This window comes from Psychrobacter sp. YP14, assembly GCF_003209315.1.
Classification (GTDB): domain Bacteria; phylum Pseudomonadota; class Gammaproteobacteria; order Pseudomonadales; family Moraxellaceae; genus Psychrobacter; species Psychrobacter raelei.
In genome coordinates this window covers 1,091,959-1,108,748 of the sequence record NZ_CP029789.1, presented here as the reverse complement: position 1 = coordinate 1,108,748, position 16,790 = coordinate 1,091,959, and the positions used below count along the sequence as shown (strand labels likewise).

At 45.6% G+C, this 16,790-nt stretch carries 15 protein-coding genes; 5 read left to right on the top strand and 10 right to left on the bottom strand.

Going from position 1 to position 16,790, the window contains the following annotated elements:
- Positions 1-217: 217 nt before the first annotated feature.
- Positions 218-592: a lipopolysaccharide assembly protein LapA domain-containing protein gene (locus DLE54_RS04760; RefSeq protein ID WP_110816429.1), complete on the bottom strand. Its 375-nt coding sequence runs from the start codon at positions 590-592 to the stop codon at positions 218-220.
- Between the two features lie 394 nt (positions 593-986).
- Between DLE54_RS04760 and yajC the strand changes: the two genes are divergently transcribed.
- From yajC to DLE54_RS04735, 5 genes are all read left to right on the top strand, one after another.
- Positions 987-1,319, top strand: coding sequence for a preprotein translocase subunit YajC (yajC, locus tag DLE54_RS04755; RefSeq protein ID WP_110816428.1), 333 nt, complete (start codon positions 987-989; stop codon positions 1,317-1,319).
- 271 nt (positions 1,320-1,590) lie between these two features.
- Entirely contained in the window at positions 1,591-3,468 is a 1,878-nt protein-coding gene (gene secD, locus DLE54_RS04750) for a protein translocase subunit SecD (RefSeq protein ID WP_011960211.1), read from the top strand.
- 9 nt (positions 3,469-3,477) lie between these two features.
- Positions 3,478-4,674 carry a protein translocase subunit SecF gene (secF, locus tag DLE54_RS04745; RefSeq protein WP_110816427.1) on the top strand — a complete coding sequence of 399 codons (1,197 nt, stop codon included), beginning with the start codon at positions 3,478-3,480 and terminating at the stop codon, positions 4,672-4,674.
- A gap of 218 nt (positions 4,675-4,892) precedes the next feature.
- Positions 4,893-6,308: an MATE family efflux transporter gene (locus tag DLE54_RS04740; RefSeq protein ID WP_110816426.1), complete on the top strand. Its 1,416-nt coding sequence runs from the start codon at positions 4,893-4,895 to the stop codon at positions 6,306-6,308.
- 13 nt (positions 6,309-6,321) lie between these two features.
- The gene (locus DLE54_RS04735) at positions 6,322-7,800 is read left to right on the top strand and encodes an anion permease (protein WP_110816425.1); all 1,479 of its coding nucleotides are present in this window, start codon (positions 6,322-6,324) and stop codon (positions 7,798-7,800) included.
- A gap of 107 nt (positions 7,801-7,907) precedes the next feature.
- Here DLE54_RS04735 and DLE54_RS04730 read toward each other — a convergent pair whose 3' ends face one another.
- From DLE54_RS04730 to aroC, 9 genes are all read right to left on the bottom strand, one after another.
- Positions 7,908-8,423: a RidA family protein gene (locus tag DLE54_RS04730; protein WP_110816424.1), complete on the bottom strand. Its 516-nt coding sequence runs from the start codon at positions 8,421-8,423 to the stop codon at positions 7,908-7,910.
- Positions 8,424-8,625: 202 nt separating this feature from the next.
- Positions 8,626-10,161 (bottom strand): amidophosphoribosyltransferase, encoded by a 1,536-nt coding sequence (gene purF / locus DLE54_RS04725; RefSeq protein ID WP_011960206.1) that lies wholly within the window; start codon positions 10,159-10,161, stop codon positions 8,626-8,628.
- 104 nt (positions 10,162-10,265) lie between these two features.
- Positions 10,266-10,817: a CvpA family protein gene (locus DLE54_RS04720; protein WP_110816423.1), complete on the bottom strand. Its 552-nt coding sequence runs from the start codon at positions 10,815-10,817 to the stop codon at positions 10,266-10,268.
- A gap of 45 nt (positions 10,818-10,862) precedes the next feature.
- Positions 10,863-11,897, bottom strand: coding sequence for a quinone-dependent dihydroorotate dehydrogenase (locus DLE54_RS04715; RefSeq protein ID WP_011960204.1), 1,035 nt, complete (start codon positions 11,895-11,897; stop codon positions 10,863-10,865).
- Positions 11,898-12,136: 239 nt separating this feature from the next.
- Positions 12,137-12,673 (bottom strand): DUF4870 family protein, encoded by a 537-nt coding sequence (locus tag DLE54_RS04710; RefSeq protein WP_011960203.1) that lies wholly within the window; start codon positions 12,671-12,673, stop codon positions 12,137-12,139.
- A gap of 62 nt (positions 12,674-12,735) precedes the next feature.
- Positions 12,736-13,191, bottom strand: coding sequence for a phosphohistidine phosphatase SixA (gene sixA, locus DLE54_RS04705; protein WP_011960202.1), 456 nt, complete (start codon positions 13,189-13,191; stop codon positions 12,736-12,738).
- Between the two features lie 9 nt (positions 13,192-13,200).
- Positions 13,201-14,589, bottom strand: coding sequence for an NAD(P)H-dependent glycerol-3-phosphate dehydrogenase (locus tag DLE54_RS04700; RefSeq protein ID WP_110816422.1), 1,389 nt, complete (start codon positions 14,587-14,589; stop codon positions 13,201-13,203).
- A gap of 72 nt (positions 14,590-14,661) precedes the next feature.
- On the bottom strand, positions 14,662-15,321 hold the full coding sequence (locus DLE54_RS04695) for a nitroreductase (protein ID WP_041773300.1): 660 nt from the start codon (positions 15,319-15,321) through the stop codon (positions 14,662-14,664).
- Between the two features lie 254 nt (positions 15,322-15,575).
- On the bottom strand, positions 15,576-16,679 hold the full coding sequence (gene aroC, locus DLE54_RS04690; RefSeq protein ID WP_110816420.1) for a chorismate synthase: 1,104 nt from the start codon (positions 16,677-16,679) through the stop codon (positions 15,576-15,578).
- Between the last annotated feature and the right edge of the window lie 111 nt (positions 16,680-16,790).

The window sequence follows — 16,790 nt, the reverse complement described above, 5'->3', positions numbered from 1 at the left end:
AGCATGTATCATAAATAATAAAATGAGCTGATTAAATCGCTTTAGCAGATAAGCTTGAGCAAATAAATAGTATATAGGATGCGCCTGCAAAGCGCTAAATTAATCCACAGTTGACCACTTAGTTTTCATGTTAATCGATTGTTATGACCCGTCACTCAAACACTCGGCCAAAAAAAACGACCCTGAGGTCGTTTTTTAATCGCTATAACATCTTATCTTATCTAATAACGGTCGTATCCACGGGATCTACGCCCGCTTGTGAGTCAACATAGATGGTCTGATCGGCAGTCTTAACGGTTGATAGACGCTCTATCTCGATGGTTGACTGAGCCAGCTCTTCTTGTAAGCGCTTGTTCTCTTTATTCAAACGGCCAATTTCCCACTTGTTTTGTAGTACTTTAAACAGCAATAAAGCCAATAGCATGCCGATCACGACACCTAAGAACAGACACAAAATTAATAACAGACCTAAGTTCATGGCTGGCGCTTGAGTAAACAGTAAATTTACTGCCACTTCGCTACCGTTGACCAATACCAGACCCAAAGAATAGCCAAAAATCAAAAATAATAAAACAATTAAGACAAAACGCATAGTGACCTCAAAATAATCAAATTTAGAAAAAAAGTAAAATAGGGCGCATTTATTATAGACATTGACTTATTAAATACGCTAATAAATGCGATTATAACGCTTTATAAGCGCATGCCGCTAGCATTCATTTTATGCCATAATCTGTTTTTTTGTGAAAAATGACCGAATCACACGGATTAACGTGCTGTATTACAAGTAATAGTTATCAATAGGCCATTTTTTTGGTACTATGCGTGTTAAATTATGACAACTATAGCCCTATATACCAATAACAGGAAGGGCGGCATAAATTGCCTGTCAGATTATGCGCAATCTTAGGTCGGTGACCTGCCTTAACGTAGGCCTTGCCGCCGACAGCTAATCCCTGTTATTTATTGAATTTTAAGGAAGTAAGATGAGTTTATTTATTCAAGCGGCCCACGCGGCTCCAGAAGCGGCCGGTGGCCCTGCTATGATTATGCAATGGATTTTCCCATTAGCCATTTTCGCAATTTTTTACTTTTTGGTGATCAGACCTCAGTCAAAACGCGCCAAAGAGCACCGCAATATGGTGGACTCGTTGGCTGTTGGCAACGAAGTTATCTTCGCCGGCGGCTTAATGGGCAAAATCAAATCTATTGAAGGCGATTACGCGGTAGTTAGCCTAAACAATAGAAACGACGTAATGATACAACGTGCTTCTGTCATCTCAGTTTTGCCAAATGGCACAATTGATGGCTTGCAATAACAGTTTATTATGACCGTTAATTAATCCAAAAACCAACCCCATGCCCCTAAACCATCACTGGTTTAACGGCAAAATGGGAGTGGTTTTTGGATTATATGTTTTAGTTAAATGAATTAGAGTGCGTCACTCGCGATAACTATAGTTCAGTGTTATAAGCCCAATTTGATTGCTTTAACAATAGCGCTTATCACCTCGTTTTATACGTATCTTATCTGTTAAAGACTGCCTATAGCACTCTACTGTTTCCCTTCCCTCAAGTGAAGAAGCTACTATGCATTACCCTGCCTGGAAATATTTCTTAATCGTCACCGTGCTCGTCATCGCTGGGCTTTATGCTCTGCCGAATTTATATCCTGACGAACCTGCGGTTCAAGTAACCAGTGCCTCAGCAGGTACCGAGCTGACTGAAGAGGTGCTAACCCAATCCACTCAACTGCTTGATGAAGCGGGTATCGCCTATCATGATCCCACTTTCTCAGGTAACAGTGCTTTGTTACGTGTAGAAAACGGGGCAGAGCAACGAAAAGCTCAAGAAGTACTGCGCCAACAACTTGGTAATGACTATGTTGTGGCTTTAAACCTGGCTCAAACTACCCCAGAATGGCTGCGCAGTATCGGTGCCAAGCCATTAAAGCTTGGGCTAGACTTACGTGGTGGTGTGCGCTTTGTTCTTGAAGTCGATATGAACAAAGCCTTAGAGCAGCGTCTAAAAACCACTAGTAATGATGTGCGCAGCAGCTTACGTGCTGAGCGTGTGGCCGCCAAAGGTATTAACGTGGTGGAGCAAGGCTTAGTACTGCATTTTAAAGATGTTGATCTGCGTGACAAAGCACAGCGCATTATCCAGCGTGACCATGGTGCCCAGTTTGACATGCAGGCATTGATGGATGATCAAGGTCCTGCGCTGCGCCTGAATTATAATGAGGCAACTTTAAAAGAGATTAATGAATACGCAGTGGGTCAAAACTTAACCACACTACGTAACCGTATCGCTGAGCTTGGGGTATCAGAAGCGTTGGTTCAGTCGCAAGGTAGCAACCGTATTGTGGTTGAATTGCCAGGTGTCCAAGACACCGCTGAAGCCAAGCGTGTGTTAGGTCGTACCGCAAACTTAGAGTTTCGCTTAGTTGCTGATGAGAACACCACTTATGCAGGTGGCATTCCTCCTGCAGGCACCGAAGCCTTTCCTTACATGACACTTGATGGCCCACCATCTTTGCTAAACCGTCAGCCCATCTTAACGGGTGAAAAAGTCCAAGGCGCCACCTCTGGTCTAGATGAAAATGGGGCACCTGAGGTAAATATTACCCTAGATACCGCTGGTGGTAAGCTGATGCAAAATGCCACTAAGAGCGCTGTTGGCAAGCAGATGGCTGTACTGTTTATTGAAAACAAACAAAAAATCGCCTATAGCAAAGACCCAAACACTGGCGAGACCATTGAGACGCGTACCCCCTACGCTGAGACCAAAATCATTAGCCAAGCTAATATTCAAGCGGTGCTGGGCTCCTCATTCCGTATTACTGGCTTAAACAGTAATGCTGAGGCCGCTGAGCTGGCATTATTGCTTCGCTCTGGTGCTCTGGCTGCGCCAATGTACTTCGTAGAAGAGCGCACCATTGGTCCGTCACTGGGTCAACAAAACATCGATGATGGCTTGTTCTCAACTAAGATTGGTTACTTACTGGTCTTCTTATTTATGATCTTGTTCTATCGTCTGTTTGGGGTGATTGCCAATATTGCTTTGGCCTTTAACCTTATTATTATGATTGCGGTATTGTCTATCTTAGGGGCGTCTTTAACCCTACCTGGTATTGCTGGTATCGTATTGACCATTGGTATGGCGGTGGATGCCAACGTGCTTATCTTTGAGCGTATACGCGAAGAGATTGCCGAGGGCGTAAGGCCAAAATCTGCTATTGTTGCCGGTTTTGACCGCGCCTTTAGCAGTATTTTTGATGGTAACATCACCACGTTATTGGTCGCTATTATCTTATTCTCAATTGGTTCTGGTCCAATCAAAGGGTTCGCAATTACCCTAGCGATTGGTATTTTAAGCTCGCTATTCACAGCCATCATCGTGACACGTGCTTTGGTTCACCTGATTTATGGCAACCGTAAATCTGTCGATAAATTGAGCATAGGCTAGGAGAGAATAATGTCTAATAACAATCAAAACGACCAACCGAACAACACGCCAGGCGGCTCACATCCTGACTATATTGAAGGCGGTCGTCGCCGCAGACGTGGCCCTCGCCGTGATGGTAAAAATAACAGCTCAAATCGCAGTGCGGTGTCAGAGTCTACAGACTTAACCACCTCTCAAGATTTAGCAGCCAGCAATGGCTTTGATGCAGACGTCTATGAAGATGAAGCCGCTTTAGCCGAAGGGGGCATTAAAGCGGTAGGTTCTAAGCGCATCATCCCCTTCATGAAGCTTGAAAAGCCGATGGCTATTTTTTCAATTCTGATGGTTTTGATCAGTATCGGTGCGCTGCTCATTAATGGTTTGAATTTAGGGCTAGACTTCACCGGTGGTGTCTCAGCAGATGTCAAATATGAAAATCCAGTAGAGCAGACTGAGGTCATTCAGTCTCTAGAGAAATCTGGATTTGATGATGCTGTCGTACAGTATCTTGGTGGTACTACTGAGCTTTTGGTACGTCTACCCCCTCAGTCAGATAACGTGGCTGGCCTTAATGAAAGCTTAGGTAAAGCATTGGATTTACCAGGTAACAATGCTGAAATTAGCAATTTAAACATCATTGGTAGTCAGGTGGGCAGCGAGGTATATCTTAGCTCACTCATTGCCATCGTCACAGCGTTGGTCATGATGATGCTGTACGTTGCGGTTCGCTTCCAGTTCAAGTTGGCTGTGGGCGCTTTATTGGCCCTAGTGCATGATGCCATTGTTACTTTAGGGGTGTTTGCGTTATTTCAGTTTCCATTTGACTTGACTGTATTAGCCGCCATCTTGGCGTTAATCGGTTACTCATTGAACGATACCATTGTTGTGTTTGACCGTATCCGTGAGAACTTCAGACGGGTGCGTGATGCCAGCCCAAGGCAAATCATTGATTTATCGCTCACAGAGACCTTACGCCGTACTATTATGACCGTATCTACGGTATTGGTTGTGGTATTGGCGATGCTGTTCTTAGGTGGTGCCGGCCTATACTGGTTCTCCTTCGCCTTCTTCATCGGTCTGATTGCAGGTACTTATTCTTCTACGTACATCTCAAGCTCAATCCCGTTAGCCTTAGGCTTATCGCGTGATGACTTCGTCGTAAAAGTTAAGCCTGAATTCCAAGAAGAAGTGGTCAGCTTCAACGACCCTAAGGCTTTTGAAGACTAAGATAAAGTCTGTGGAGATCACTCAAGAAGCTTTGCTAACTAAAGTTACAGCTTGCTTCTTGAGTTAATATCTTTGCCAAGAGATACTAGCCCCACCTAACATTTTTTATGCAGCAATTGATATGCCGCAAGCCATAAAAGCACCTTAGGGTGCTTTTATGTTTTGTGACCGGCCATGTTGTATTTGCTTTCATATTTGATTAAAAAGTTAAGGTTTTTATGACTCAAGACTCAGCCGCTCCCCTCAATCTTAGTTATCGTCATATCATTGCTATTGCCGCCCCTGTACTGATTGCTAATCTTGCAATGCCACTACAAGGCGCTATTGATGTGGGTGTGGTAGGCCATTTTCCAAGCTCTTATAATTTGGCCGGCTTAGGCATTGCCTCACAGCTGTGGCTACTTATCTTAGTCAGCTTTAATTTTTTGCAATATGCGTCATCTGGTCTTGCCGCTCAAGCTTTGGGTCGACAAGCCAGCGGATTAGCTACGCCCAATGAGCTGGCTGATATCTTGTACCGCTCCTTGGGTCTTGCGCTGATATTGGCGGCGCTACTGTGGGTATGTCGACCCTATATCTTGAGTCTGGGCCTTGACTTACTCGGTGCACAGCCAAACAGCAGTGCAGCTGCTCATACCTACTTAAGCGTACGCTACTATGGCCTTGTGTTTGAGCTGATGAACTACGCTTTTATTGGTTGGTTTGCCGGACAAGGCCGAACCAATCAAATGATGATGGTGCAGCTGCTTATTTCTATCATTAATATTGTGCTCACTTTAAGCTTTGTGTATCTGTTTGATATGGGTCTTGAAGGCGTGGCTTTGGGCACAGTCATCGGCTATGCATCCGGCTGTGTCACCGCCCTTATTTTGGCCAAAAAAAGCTTGGCAAGCATAAGTACCGCTGCCTCGCCCCACAAAGCTTTGGCGTCACCCCCGCCCCAAGACTTAACGCTTAGGCTCAAACAAATTTATGCCGCTGATAAAATGCTCAGCTTGTTTTCTTTGAACAAAGACATTTTTATCCGCACCATTTTGCTTACCTTAAGTTTTGCTTGGATCACTCGTCTATCGGCTCAGCAAGGCGACTTGGTGATGGCCACTAATGCACTGCTGCTACAAGTACTTAGTATCTCCGCTTTTGCGTTAGATGGGGTTGCTGTGGCAGCTGAGAGCTTATCAGGACAGGCGGCGGCGCGTAAGGGTCGTGATCAGTTTATCACTGCACTCAAGCGTACTGGTGTCATTACATTTCTATTGGCCTTATCGTTAAGCATCATTTGGGCGTTTGTTTTGCCTTATTTTTTAAGCCTAATGACCGACTTGACAGCGGTATATGACTTGGCCATAGAGTATCGTTATGTGGCCACGTTACTGCCATTAATGGGCGCTGGTGCTTATTGGCTAGATGGCATCATGTTTGGCTTAACTGCAGGATCAAAAATCCGTCAAGTGGCCATTATCGTGTCGGCTATCTTCTTTCCTTTAACCTATATAGTGTACGCACTTTATGGGTCTGAGCATGCCATGCTGGTCATCTGGTTTGGGGTTTATTGGTTATTAGCTTCTCGCTTTGTGGTGGCCGCTATTGTCTTATGGCGCAACCAAGATGTATTAATTTATAATAAAAACTAACTTAGGAATATTTATGTCACAAGCTCCTGAAAAATTTCCCTTTAAGCTTTGGCCTACTCTAATAGCAATAGCGGTAGGACTTATTATTTGGTTTGTGATTCCCACCCCTGAAGGTGTCACCGACAATGCTTGGCATTTATTAGCCTTGTTCGTGGCAACCATCGTGGCTATCATCGGTAAGGCTTTACCCATTGGTGCTTTGGCCATTATCGGTATTACCTTAGTGGCCTTAACCGGCGTGACAGCTGAGACGCCTAAAGCGGCTATGCAAGATGCCTTATCAAGCTTCTCAAGCCCCTTAATTTGGCTCATCGGTATCGCGGTCATGATATCACGTGGCCTGATTAAAACAGGGCTTGGCTCAAGAATTGCCTATTACTTCATCTCTATCTTTGGCAAAAAGACCTTAGGTATTGGTTATTCATTAGCGGCAGCGGAGCTGATGATTGCGCCTATTACGCCCTCAAACACAGCCCGAGGTGGCGGGATTATTCATCCTATTATGCGCTCTATCGCGCTAAGCTTTCACTCCACGCCTGAAGAGGGTACCCAAAATAAGATGGGGCGTTATCTGGCGATGGTCAATTATCATGCCAACCCCATTACCTCTGGTATGTTTATTACTGCCACAGCGCCCAACCCTTTAGTCGTTGACTTAGTCAACAAGGCAACAGGCAGCGACATTCATCTGTCTTGGACCACTTGGGCACTGGCGATGTTTGTGCCGGGGCTACTGTGTATCTTGATTATGCCGCTGGTGATTTATCTGGTGTATCCGCCAGAGATTAAAGAGACTCCTGACGCCAAAAACTATGCAAGAGAAAACCTAGCCAAGCTTGGCTCCGTCACCCGTCAAGAAAAAATTATGCTGGCGGTGTTTGCCCTAATGCTACTGCTTTGGGCCAATATTCCTGCGCTTATCTTCGGTGATCAGTTTAGTGTAGATGCCACAGCCACAGCATTTTTAGGCTTGTCTGTGCTGATTATGGCTGGTGTATTGACTTGGGAGGATGTGCTAAAAGAAAAATCGGCGTGGGACACCATCGTATGGTTTGGCGCGCTGGTCATGATGGCTGATTATCTCAATAAACTAGGTTTAATCAGTTGGTTTTCATCCAATATCGAATCAGCCATTGCTCTAACAGGTGTGGGCTGGGTCGGCGCTGTGGCAATTTTGACCTTGGTCTATTTGTACATGCACTATTTCTTTGCCAGTACTACCGCACACGTGACCGCCATGTTCGCCGCTTTTTATGCAGTCGGCTTAAGCCTAGGCGCGCCCCCTATGCTGTATGCACTCATATTAGCAGCCGCGGGTAACATCATGATGACGCTCACCCACTATGCTACCGGTACCGCTCCGGTAATCTTTAACTCAGGCTATACCACCTTAAAAGAGTGGTGGACAGTCGGCGCTATCATGAGTGTGGTGAACTTAGTGGTTTGGATTGGCTCTGGTCTAATCTGGTGGAAAGTACTCGGCTATTACTAGCCCCTGTGTTATTGCGCAGCGGTTATATTGTCCAACGCCAGAACACCAAAAGACGCCTTGTATCAGGGCGTCTTTTTTATGATCCATACTAGCCCAACCTAAGCTGGCTATTTAACGGCCATGCACTCTATTTCAACTTTAGCACCTAGTGCCAAGTCTTTAACGGCAAAGGCTGAGCGTACCGGATATGGTTTACTTAGCTTGCTCTGATACACGTCATTAAACGCATCAAAATCTTTAATATCAGTGAGCATCACCATACATTTGACCAAGTCCGAGCTTTGGTAACCGTAGCTTAACAGGGTTTGATTGATATTGTCTAAGGCCTGAGCGGTCTGCGCTTTAATACCACCTGATACCAGTTTATTGTCTTTCATACCCAGTTCGCCTGATAGATACAAAGTATCGCCTGCCCGAACCGCCTTAGAAAAAGGATAAGCGCCTTGTGAACCATAAAAAATAGGCGCTGTTTTGCTGACGATATTCACTTTGGGTGTGGGTGGATGAGAGTTTTGGCTGGGGTTGACGCCCTGACTGGCAGCTTGTACCGTCATGGCTTGGGCTACCAGAGTGATACTCAGCAGCGAGCCAATCGCAATTTTATTTAAAGATATCTGAAACATAACCATCCTATTTTATTTTTAGTTTGTTATTAGTTAAAGGTCAAACAAAGAAACTGTGGTCTATTATGAGCATAAAAAAAGCACCGCATAAATTATGCAGTGCTTTTATCATAACAAACTAATGGTGAGCTTGGCGGGCAATTTTTCAGTCAACATCAATCTGCTTTATATTATCAGATGATAATGATCTTAAACGCCTCGCTTAGTTTTCTTGTACCCCAGTCATGTCCACTGGCGTATCTGCAATGACTTCCACTCCCCCTGCCTTGCTTTTGGCCTGATCGTTGCGCTGCTCTTGCAGGTAGTCTAAATACTCAGGGGTAATGGTACCTGTGATGTATTTACCATCGAATACCGCACAATCAAAACCTTCTACCTTGCTGTGCTTAGTATCTTGTACCGCTTCAATCAAGTCATCTAGGTCTTGGAAAATCAAACGGTCAGCACCGATAATGTCACGAACCTCTTCTACCGTATGACCTGATGCAATCAGCTCATGACGTACTGGCATATCAATGCCATAGACATTCGGGAATTTAACCGGTGGCGCGGCGCTGGCAAAAAACACCTTATTGGCGCCGGCATCACGCGCCATTTGGATAATCTCATGACAGGTCGTACCACGTACGATAGAGTCATCGACCAATAAGACATTTTTATTTTTAAATTCAAGCGGTACTGCATTTAGCTTTTGGCGCACCGATTTTTTGCGCTGCTGCTGACCGGGCATAATAAAGGTGCGGCCGATATAGCGGTTTTTCATAAAGCCTTCGCGGTACTTCACATTAAGCTTAAGCGCCAGCTCCATCGCTGAGGTACGTGATGTATCTGGGATAGGAATAACCACGTCGATATCGTGCTCATTGCCCCACTCATCCAAAATCTTCTGAGCCAATTTCTCGCCCATACGCAGACGCGCTTTGTATACTGAGATGTTGTCCATAATAGAATCTGGACGCGCAAAATATACATACTCAAACATACAAGGGGTGTACTCTTTTTGCTCCGTACATTGACGGGTGTGCATCTTATTATCAAGGTCAATAAAGATGGCTTCACCAGGCTTGATATCACGAACCACTTTGAATCCTGATCCAGTCAGAGCCACTGACTCTGAAGCTACCATGTATTCGATGCGGCCATCAGCAGCTTCACGCTCGCCGTAAATCAGTGGACGAATACCATTAGGGTCTCTAAAAGCAATCAGGCCTTGACCAGTAATTAGCGCCACTACAGCATAAGCGCCTTCGATACGCTTATACATTGAGCTGATCGCATCAAAAATGTCATCGGGCGTAGGCTGAGTTTTGCCTAATGCCTGAATTTCATGCGCCAATACGTTTAATAATACCTCTGAGTCAGAGTTGGTATTTAGATGACGTAGGTCATCTTGATACAGCTCTTTTGCCAAGGTTTCTGCATTGGTCAAGTTACCATTATGTGCAAGTGTAATGCCATAAGGAGAGTTTACATAAAAAGGTTGCGCCTCTGCACTACTTGAAGTGCCTGCTGTTGGGTATCTGACATGACCCACACCAAACTCACCCACAAGTCGCAACATATGACGTGTCATAAACACATCACGCACCATACCATTGTCTTTACGCAGAAAAAAGCGTCCATCTTTCATGGTCACGATACCAGCGGCATCTTGCCCACGGTGTTGAAGTACAGTTAATGCGTCATACAACATCTGGTTGACTGGTTCATGTGCTGCAACACCTACAACTCCACACATACTCTATCCTTTTAAAATAGTCTTTACTGGTTAAAAGATTCATTTAGTGGTGGCTAAACTACACTTCATCGCTGAAAACACTCAGCTTTTGGTTATCAACCCGCTTACTGCTGCTCCATTGAGTTTGAATCAACAGCAGAGGGCTCATTGCTTTTCGAGTCAGGCACATCAATTTGTTGCCATGCCTCACCCAACACTTTGGTAGCAAATTCTTTGGCAAAAGGGGCATAAGGCAGTAGCTCTGGAGCAAGCACAGAGGACTGCCACATGGCCGTATTGACCAGTACCGGCGCTGATACACTAAGCATCACCAGCACCACAAGTAGGTTTTTAAAAGCACCCAGTACCCCGCCGGCCAGCTGGTCAATAAAACCAAGCTTTAGGCTTTTGACAATACCAGACACCAGCATGGTGAGTATCTGAATCACCAGCATTACGATAAGTACCACGGCCAAAAAGCCTGCGCCCATCTGTAATACGGGGGAGCTGACAACATTGGCCAAATAAGGCGCCACATCATCGGCCAAGCGCGTTGCAGCTAATAGGGCAATAAACCAGCCTACCAGCGAGATGGCGCTACGAATAAAACCTGCGCTAAAGCCTCGCCACAACCCTGCCAGCACCATAATGGCAATAACAATGTCTAAAAACCCCATACTCTCTCCACGCCTACTTTAGTTGTTTTATCAATTGATGGCTTACTAAAGCATCATGGCATCACGATGACTGGTAATGGCTTCGACACACTGCTGCACCAGTTTTGGCCCTTGATAAATCATACCGCTGTACAGCTGTATCATGGTAGCGCCAGCGTTTAACTTACGTACCGCCTTATCTCCACTATCAATACCGCCAACCCCAATAATAGGCACCTTACCCTCTAGTCGCTCATAAAACTGTTCGATAATCTGGGTACTTAGATGACCCACAGGGCGACCTGAGAGTCCACCTGCCTCATCACCAAACGGCAAGTCCTCTACCCCTGTTCTACTTAACGTAGTATTGGTAGCAATCAAGCCATCAATATCAAATTCAATAAGCTGGTTGGCAATATAATCGACCTGCTCAGGGGTTAAGTCTGGTGCTACTTTTAGCACCATGGGCACATAAAACCCATACTCTGTTGCCAGCTGACTATGACGGTTTTTTATGCTGTCTAGCAGCTCAGTTAAGGCCTCACCACTTTGCAAGTCACGTAGATTTTTGGTGTTTGGAGAGGAGATATTGACCGTAATATAAGAGGCATGAGGATATACGCGGTCTAAGCAATATATGTAGTCATCGGCGGCATTTTCAACCGGCGTCACTGCATTTTTTCCAATATTTATGCCGATATTGCCTTTGTATTTTGCACGCTGAACGTTCTGGATTAAGCGATCCACCCCTAGATTATTAAAGCCCATACGGTTGATAATCGCATCGGCCTCTTTGATTCTAAATAAGCGCGGTTTTTCATTACCTTGCTGCGGTCTTGGCGTCACAGTACCCACTTCGATAAAGCCAAAACCAAGCTCAGCCAACGCATCAATATATTGACCATTTTTATCTAAGCCGGCTGCCAATCCCACAGGGTTTGAAAACTGCAAACCCATACATTCAGTCGGCAAAGACTGCTGAGAATAGATAAAACCAAGCGCCCGAGCTTTGTGCGCTTTTTCTAGCAGTTGCAGCGTAAGCTCATGAGCATGTTCAGGATCTAAATTAAATAAGAAAGGGCGTAGTAAGGCGTAGGACATAACGCTAGGTAACCTGTTATGAAATAAGTAAATTTAGAAGATGGCAATCAAGCACATTCGATCAATTATGGGTTTACTCAAGATAAGTTGTGTTCTACTCAAGAGGTATTGATTATAACAGCATACGTAAGCCAAATCATCGATTAGTCACAACTAAAATAACCACTAAAATAACCGCTAAAATACAGCTAAGTGATTGATGTCACTGTGAGATTTGGCACGTTTATTATGGCCACTTACTAAATAGGCCGCTTATCACTTAAGGCTATCCAGCCTTTGACAATACGGTAGATGTGCCAAATGATTGAAAACAAAAATATAATGCCGCCGACCACAGTAAGAGCAGTTGAGCCTAAGGCCACATTTGAGCTATCGGCAAACACACCTATCCCCAATCCGCCTAAGCCAATCACACCTATGATAATGCCTAGGATGCCTAAGATAATACTGTACCAAAAGGTCTTAATTTGCCAATCAAAATGTGTGGCAAGCCAAGTTCCGTCAGCCTGCTGGCGGCGGGCATAATTCATAACAATAGGCACTATCCACATCAAGCCCGCTGTAAAAAAGCTAAGCGCATATAATAAGTAGGTGATGTGGTTATAACGAATCAAAGACTCTTGCTGCTCATGGCTTAATATATCAGGCGCACCTATGGGTTGACGCACCAAGTTTGAATGCCCAAACTCAGTAGTTGAGTCAAAGACTGGCCTATCAAGATTTGGCTTATCTAATGTGGGTTTGCCACTATTATTATCAGAATGCTTCGGGTCCATTATTGCCCCCTTTTTAAAGTTGTTTTTTCAGCCAGCAAAAAATCAGCTAAGCCATAAAGCTGCTAATACTGCTTAGGCACATAACGCCCTATCTCATGGCCCATGTTTGGCGCAATAAATACAGTTTCAAATATTCGAGCTTCTGCAAGACTAAATGGCTCAGGCTCATCTGCGGTCAGCTGTGCAGCCATCTTTGCCACAATCGGCATATGACACACCACCACCACACACTCACCATCGACATCCATTAAGCTGTGCAGTGCCTGTAGCGGGTCATCGCCTGGAGTAATGTTGGGCTGTACGATGACCGGTATCTCAGGTGCAAATTGACGCAGCGCCTCTAAGGTCTGCTGCGCTCTAACATAGGGGCTGACCACAAAGGCATCTGGCTGATACTGACTTAACAGATGCTGTGCGGTTTCGGCCGCTTGTTGTTGGCCAAGTTGAGTTAGTTGCCGCTCGGCGTCATTATCATTATAGTTCTGCGCTTCACCGTGGCGCATGAAAATAACCTGCATAAGGCCTCCTTATTTTTTTGACGTGGCATTCATTTGGGCATTTAAGCTCTCATTGCTGTACTCATGCGGCATCACAAACTCCACATCACTTCTAAATCCTGATTCCATAAGATTTAGTGCCACACCTAATGCCGCTTGATCCTCAAAGATAACCGCATACAGCGCATGAGTGATGGGCATATAAATCCCAAGCTTAGTGGCTTTTTCATGCACTTGCTGAATGGTGTTCACCCCTTCAGCAGTTTGACCCAGCTTCTTAATGGCAGCCTCCAAGCTCATACCATTGCCGAGCATGTTACCAATACGATAGTTGCGGCTTAGCTCCGAGCTACAAGTGGCGTATAAGTCGCCCACCCCAGCTAGACCCAAGAAAGTCAGAGGATTGGCACCGGATGCCACCCCAAAGCGGCTCATCTCTGCCAGACCTCTTGTTAATAGCATGGCCTTGGTGTTCTCACCTACATTGTAGGAGGCCGCCATACCCATGGCGATGGCATAAATATTCTTTAATGCGCCGCCAAGCTCAACCCCTTTAATATCATCTGAGGCGAATACTCTAAAAAACGCACTGTGCAGCGCTGACTGTACAGCATGGCGCAAAGGCTCAGAGTCACTGGCTATCACAGAGGCTGAAGGCATGTTTTGCATAATCTCAACCGCCAAGTTAGGCCCTGACATTACCCCAAAATTCACCTCCGGCAGCTCCTGGCTGATGATGTCACTCATTAAGCTAAAGGTGTCTTTCTCCATACCCTTGGTCAACGAAACCACCGACTGACCACTTAAATAAGGACGAATCTTCCTTAAAGTCTCTCTAAAAGCAGAGCTCGGTACCGCCACGAAGATAATGTCTTTGTCTTGTACCGCCGCCTTTAAATCATGCTCATACTTTAAGCGCTCATCCAAAATATAGCCGGGTAAATACTTTTTATTAACACGGTTTTTTTGTAGCGACTTAACCGTGCGTTTGTTGCGTACCCAAAGCGTTGAATCACAGCCATTACGTGCCGCCAAGTTTGACATAGCGGTACCAAAGCTGCCACCACCCAAAAAGGCCAAGCGCAGCGTATGTGGCGACTTAGTGCCTTGAGGCTTGGCCATATTGTGCATCACCGTCTCCTCTACCACAGTAGGATCTAAGGTTTGGGTGGTGCGCTTAGCCTTACTCACTTTAGTGGCTTTTTCAAATAAGCTGCTTAATAAACCAGCATTAAAGACCGGCTTTTCAGCTTTGGTTTCAGCACCCGTTTGCTCGTTTTGGCGCTCGGCTTGAGCCGCGTCTGGCTGGTTGTTCTGGTCGTTCTGATGGCTATCTGAGCCATCGGGCGTTACCGACTTTTTCAATTTTTGATGCTCTTGGGCGTCTGCATCTGGTTGTTTTTGGGTATTATCTGACATGGCTTTCTCGCTAAAATAATAAAAGTATCAAGTTATAAACAATAAAAAATCTATGCAGTAGCCAAGCTACCGTTATAATCCGTTTTGATAAGTCACAAAGCCTTGGGTATCAATGTCACCGCGGGCAGGCATGGCACAGTGGCTGCTGCCCACATAGACAAAGGCGGTTATATAATCTTCTGCACCCACATTAAAGTAGCTTTTTACGGCAGGCTCATTGGCCAAAGGCCCCGTACGCCAAACCGTGCTAAAGCCTTGAGCTTGCAGTGCCAAGATAAGATTTTGTACAGCGGCGCCACTACTTAATAGCTGCTCAAAGGCAGGCACTTTTTCATGATATCTCATCCGTGTCACTACCGTGATAATAACGGGCGCCCGCAGCGGCATTTTTAAGGTTTTCTCTGCGCTACGTTCATCAAGCTCACTGCCCTCACGCAAAGCTTTAGCCTGTGCTGCTGCCAATAAGGCTCGGCCTAACTCATGTCTTGCCTGCCCTTGAGTAACGGTAAAGCGCCAAGGCTGTAGCTTCTTATGATCTGGGGCGCTCATGGCACATTCAATGGCGGCCTCAAGCTGCCGCTTCGTGGGTGCAGGAATACTTAAATTGCCAATACTGCGGCGAGATTTAATCCAGTTGATAACTTGCTCATCACTCACCTTAGCAGACTGTATTTGCGTCGCATCCGCCCGTTGATCGCTGGTTTCAAACTCGTCCTGCAGGGTGTTATTCATCATAATATCCTCTGATTTTTTATATCCTATCCCTTTATATATTGGCATTTTATGCTTGTATTACAATGTTTATTACCAAACTGCTACTAAAGCTCGCCTGCCATCATGTAGCAAAGGTCATACCAAGTTTCACATGAACATAAGCCGCGCTTTGTTTACTCAAGGCTGAGCCAAAAAAATAGGAGATGATAAGGCCAAGTTTTTGGCCCATCACCTCCCACCTATCTGCTGCGGATACCTATTACCTGTAGCGCTTAAGCAATAGGAGCCACCGGTTGGGTGACATCAGCATTTTGGCCTCGATGACGCAAATAATGATCGAGCAGCACAATGGCCAGCATCGCTTCAGCAATGGGCGTGGCCCTTACGCCAACACAGGGGTCATGACGACCTTTGGTAAGCATATCCACTGGCTGACCTTGCTGGTCAATACTCTTACCTGGGGTGGTGATACTGGATGTGGGCTTTAAAGCAATACTCACTTTAATATCCTGGCCTGATGAGATGCCCCCTAAGATACCGCCTGAATGATTGGCGGTAAAGCCATCGGGCGTTAACTCATCGCGGGCAATATGACCAAACTGCTCAGCCACACGCATGCCATCACCAATCTCCACGCCTTTTACCGCATTAATGCTCATCATGGCATGGGCAATATCGGCATCTAAGCGATCAAATACCGGCTCACCCAGACCCACAGGCACGCCTGAAGCGATCACTTCAAGTTTCGCACCGCAGCTGGTGCCTTCTTTGCGCAGGCGTTCAATCAACGCCTCAAAGCGAGGCAGAGCGTCAGGGTCTGCACAAAAAAACGGGTTACTGTTCACAAACTGCCAATCAATCTGATTCGGGTCTGTTACAGCGGCCGCCTCATTGCCCATCAATACCACGTGACCATGAATTTCGATACCTAAGCGCTGCTTTAGGTACTTCTTGGCAATGGCACCTGCCGCTACCCGCATCGCTGTCTCACGTGCTGAGGAGCGACCGCCGCCGCGATAGTCACGAAAGCCATATTTCATACTATAAGTATAATCGGCATGGCCGGGGCGGAAGGTATCCTTGATATCGCTATAGTCTTTTGATTTTTGGTCGGTATTGCGAATCAATAGACCAATAGAGGTGCCTGTGGTTTTACCCTCAAACACACCTGAGATAATCTCTACTTCATCAGGCTCACGGCGCTGGGTGGCAAATTTAGAGGTGCCGGGTTTGCGGCGATCTAAGTCTAACTGCAAGTCCTCACTGGTTAATGGCAATCCAGGCGGTACCCCATCAACGATGGCCATCAGTCCTGCCCCGTGTGACTCACCGCACGTGGTTACCTTAAATGCTTGTCCAATACTATTTCCTGCCATATCATGCTCAATCTTATTTATCGTATCAGTTATGGTATCAATTATCGGGGTGTTTATTGGCTTAATTTGCGCTCACACTCAACGATTAGCTCTATTTAAACGGTTTATGTG

Excerpts from the sequence above, each read along its gene's own strand:
- DLE54_RS04740 (WP_110816426.1), top strand. The coding sequence starts at position 4,893 with ATGACTCAAGACTCAGCCGCTCCCCTCAATCTTAGTTATCGTCATATC.
- yajC (WP_110816428.1), top strand. The coding sequence starts at position 987 with ATGAGTTTATTTATTCAAGCGGCCCACGCGGCTCCAGAAGCGGCCGGT.
- aroC (WP_110816420.1), bottom strand. The coding sequence starts at position 16,679 with ATGGCAGGAAATAGTATTGGACAAGCATTTAAGGTAACCACGTGCGGT.
- DLE54_RS04715 (WP_011960204.1), bottom strand. The coding sequence starts at position 11,897 with ATGTCCTACGCCTTACTACGCCCTTTCTTATTTAATTTAGATCCTGAA.
- DLE54_RS04735 (WP_110816425.1), top strand. The coding sequence starts at position 6,322 with ATGTCACAAGCTCCTGAAAAATTTCCCTTTAAGCTTTGGCCTACTCTA.
- DLE54_RS04710 (WP_011960203.1), bottom strand. The coding sequence starts at position 12,673 with ATGGACCCGAAGCATTCTGATAATAATAGTGGCAAACCCACATTAGAT.
- sixA (WP_011960202.1), bottom strand. The coding sequence starts at position 13,191 with ATGCAGGTTATTTTCATGCGCCACGGTGAAGCGCAGAACTATAATGAT.
- secF (WP_110816427.1), top strand. The coding sequence starts at position 3,478 with ATGTCTAATAACAATCAAAACGACCAACCGAACAACACGCCAGGCGGC.
- secD (WP_011960211.1), top strand. The coding sequence starts at position 1,591 with ATGCATTACCCTGCCTGGAAATATTTCTTAATCGTCACCGTGCTCGTC.
- DLE54_RS04730 (WP_110816424.1), bottom strand. The coding sequence starts at position 8,423 with ATGTTTCAGATATCTTTAAATAAAATTGCGATTGGCTCGCTGCTGAGT.
- purF (WP_011960206.1), bottom strand. The coding sequence starts at position 10,161 with ATGTGTGGAGTTGTAGGTGTTGCAGCACATGAACCAGTCAACCAGATG.
- DLE54_RS04720 (WP_110816423.1), bottom strand. The coding sequence starts at position 10,817 with ATGGGGTTTTTAGACATTGTTATTGCCATTATGGTGCTGGCAGGGTTG.
- DLE54_RS04695 (WP_041773300.1), bottom strand. The coding sequence starts at position 15,321 with ATGAATAACACCCTGCAGGACGAGTTTGAAACCAGCGATCAACGGGCG.
- DLE54_RS04760 (WP_110816429.1), bottom strand. The coding sequence starts at position 592 with ATGCGTTTTGTCTTAATTGTTTTATTATTTTTGATTTTTGGCTATTCT.
- DLE54_RS04700 (WP_110816422.1), bottom strand. The coding sequence starts at position 14,589 with ATGTCAGATAATACCCAAAAACAACCAGATGCAGACGCCCAAGAGCAT.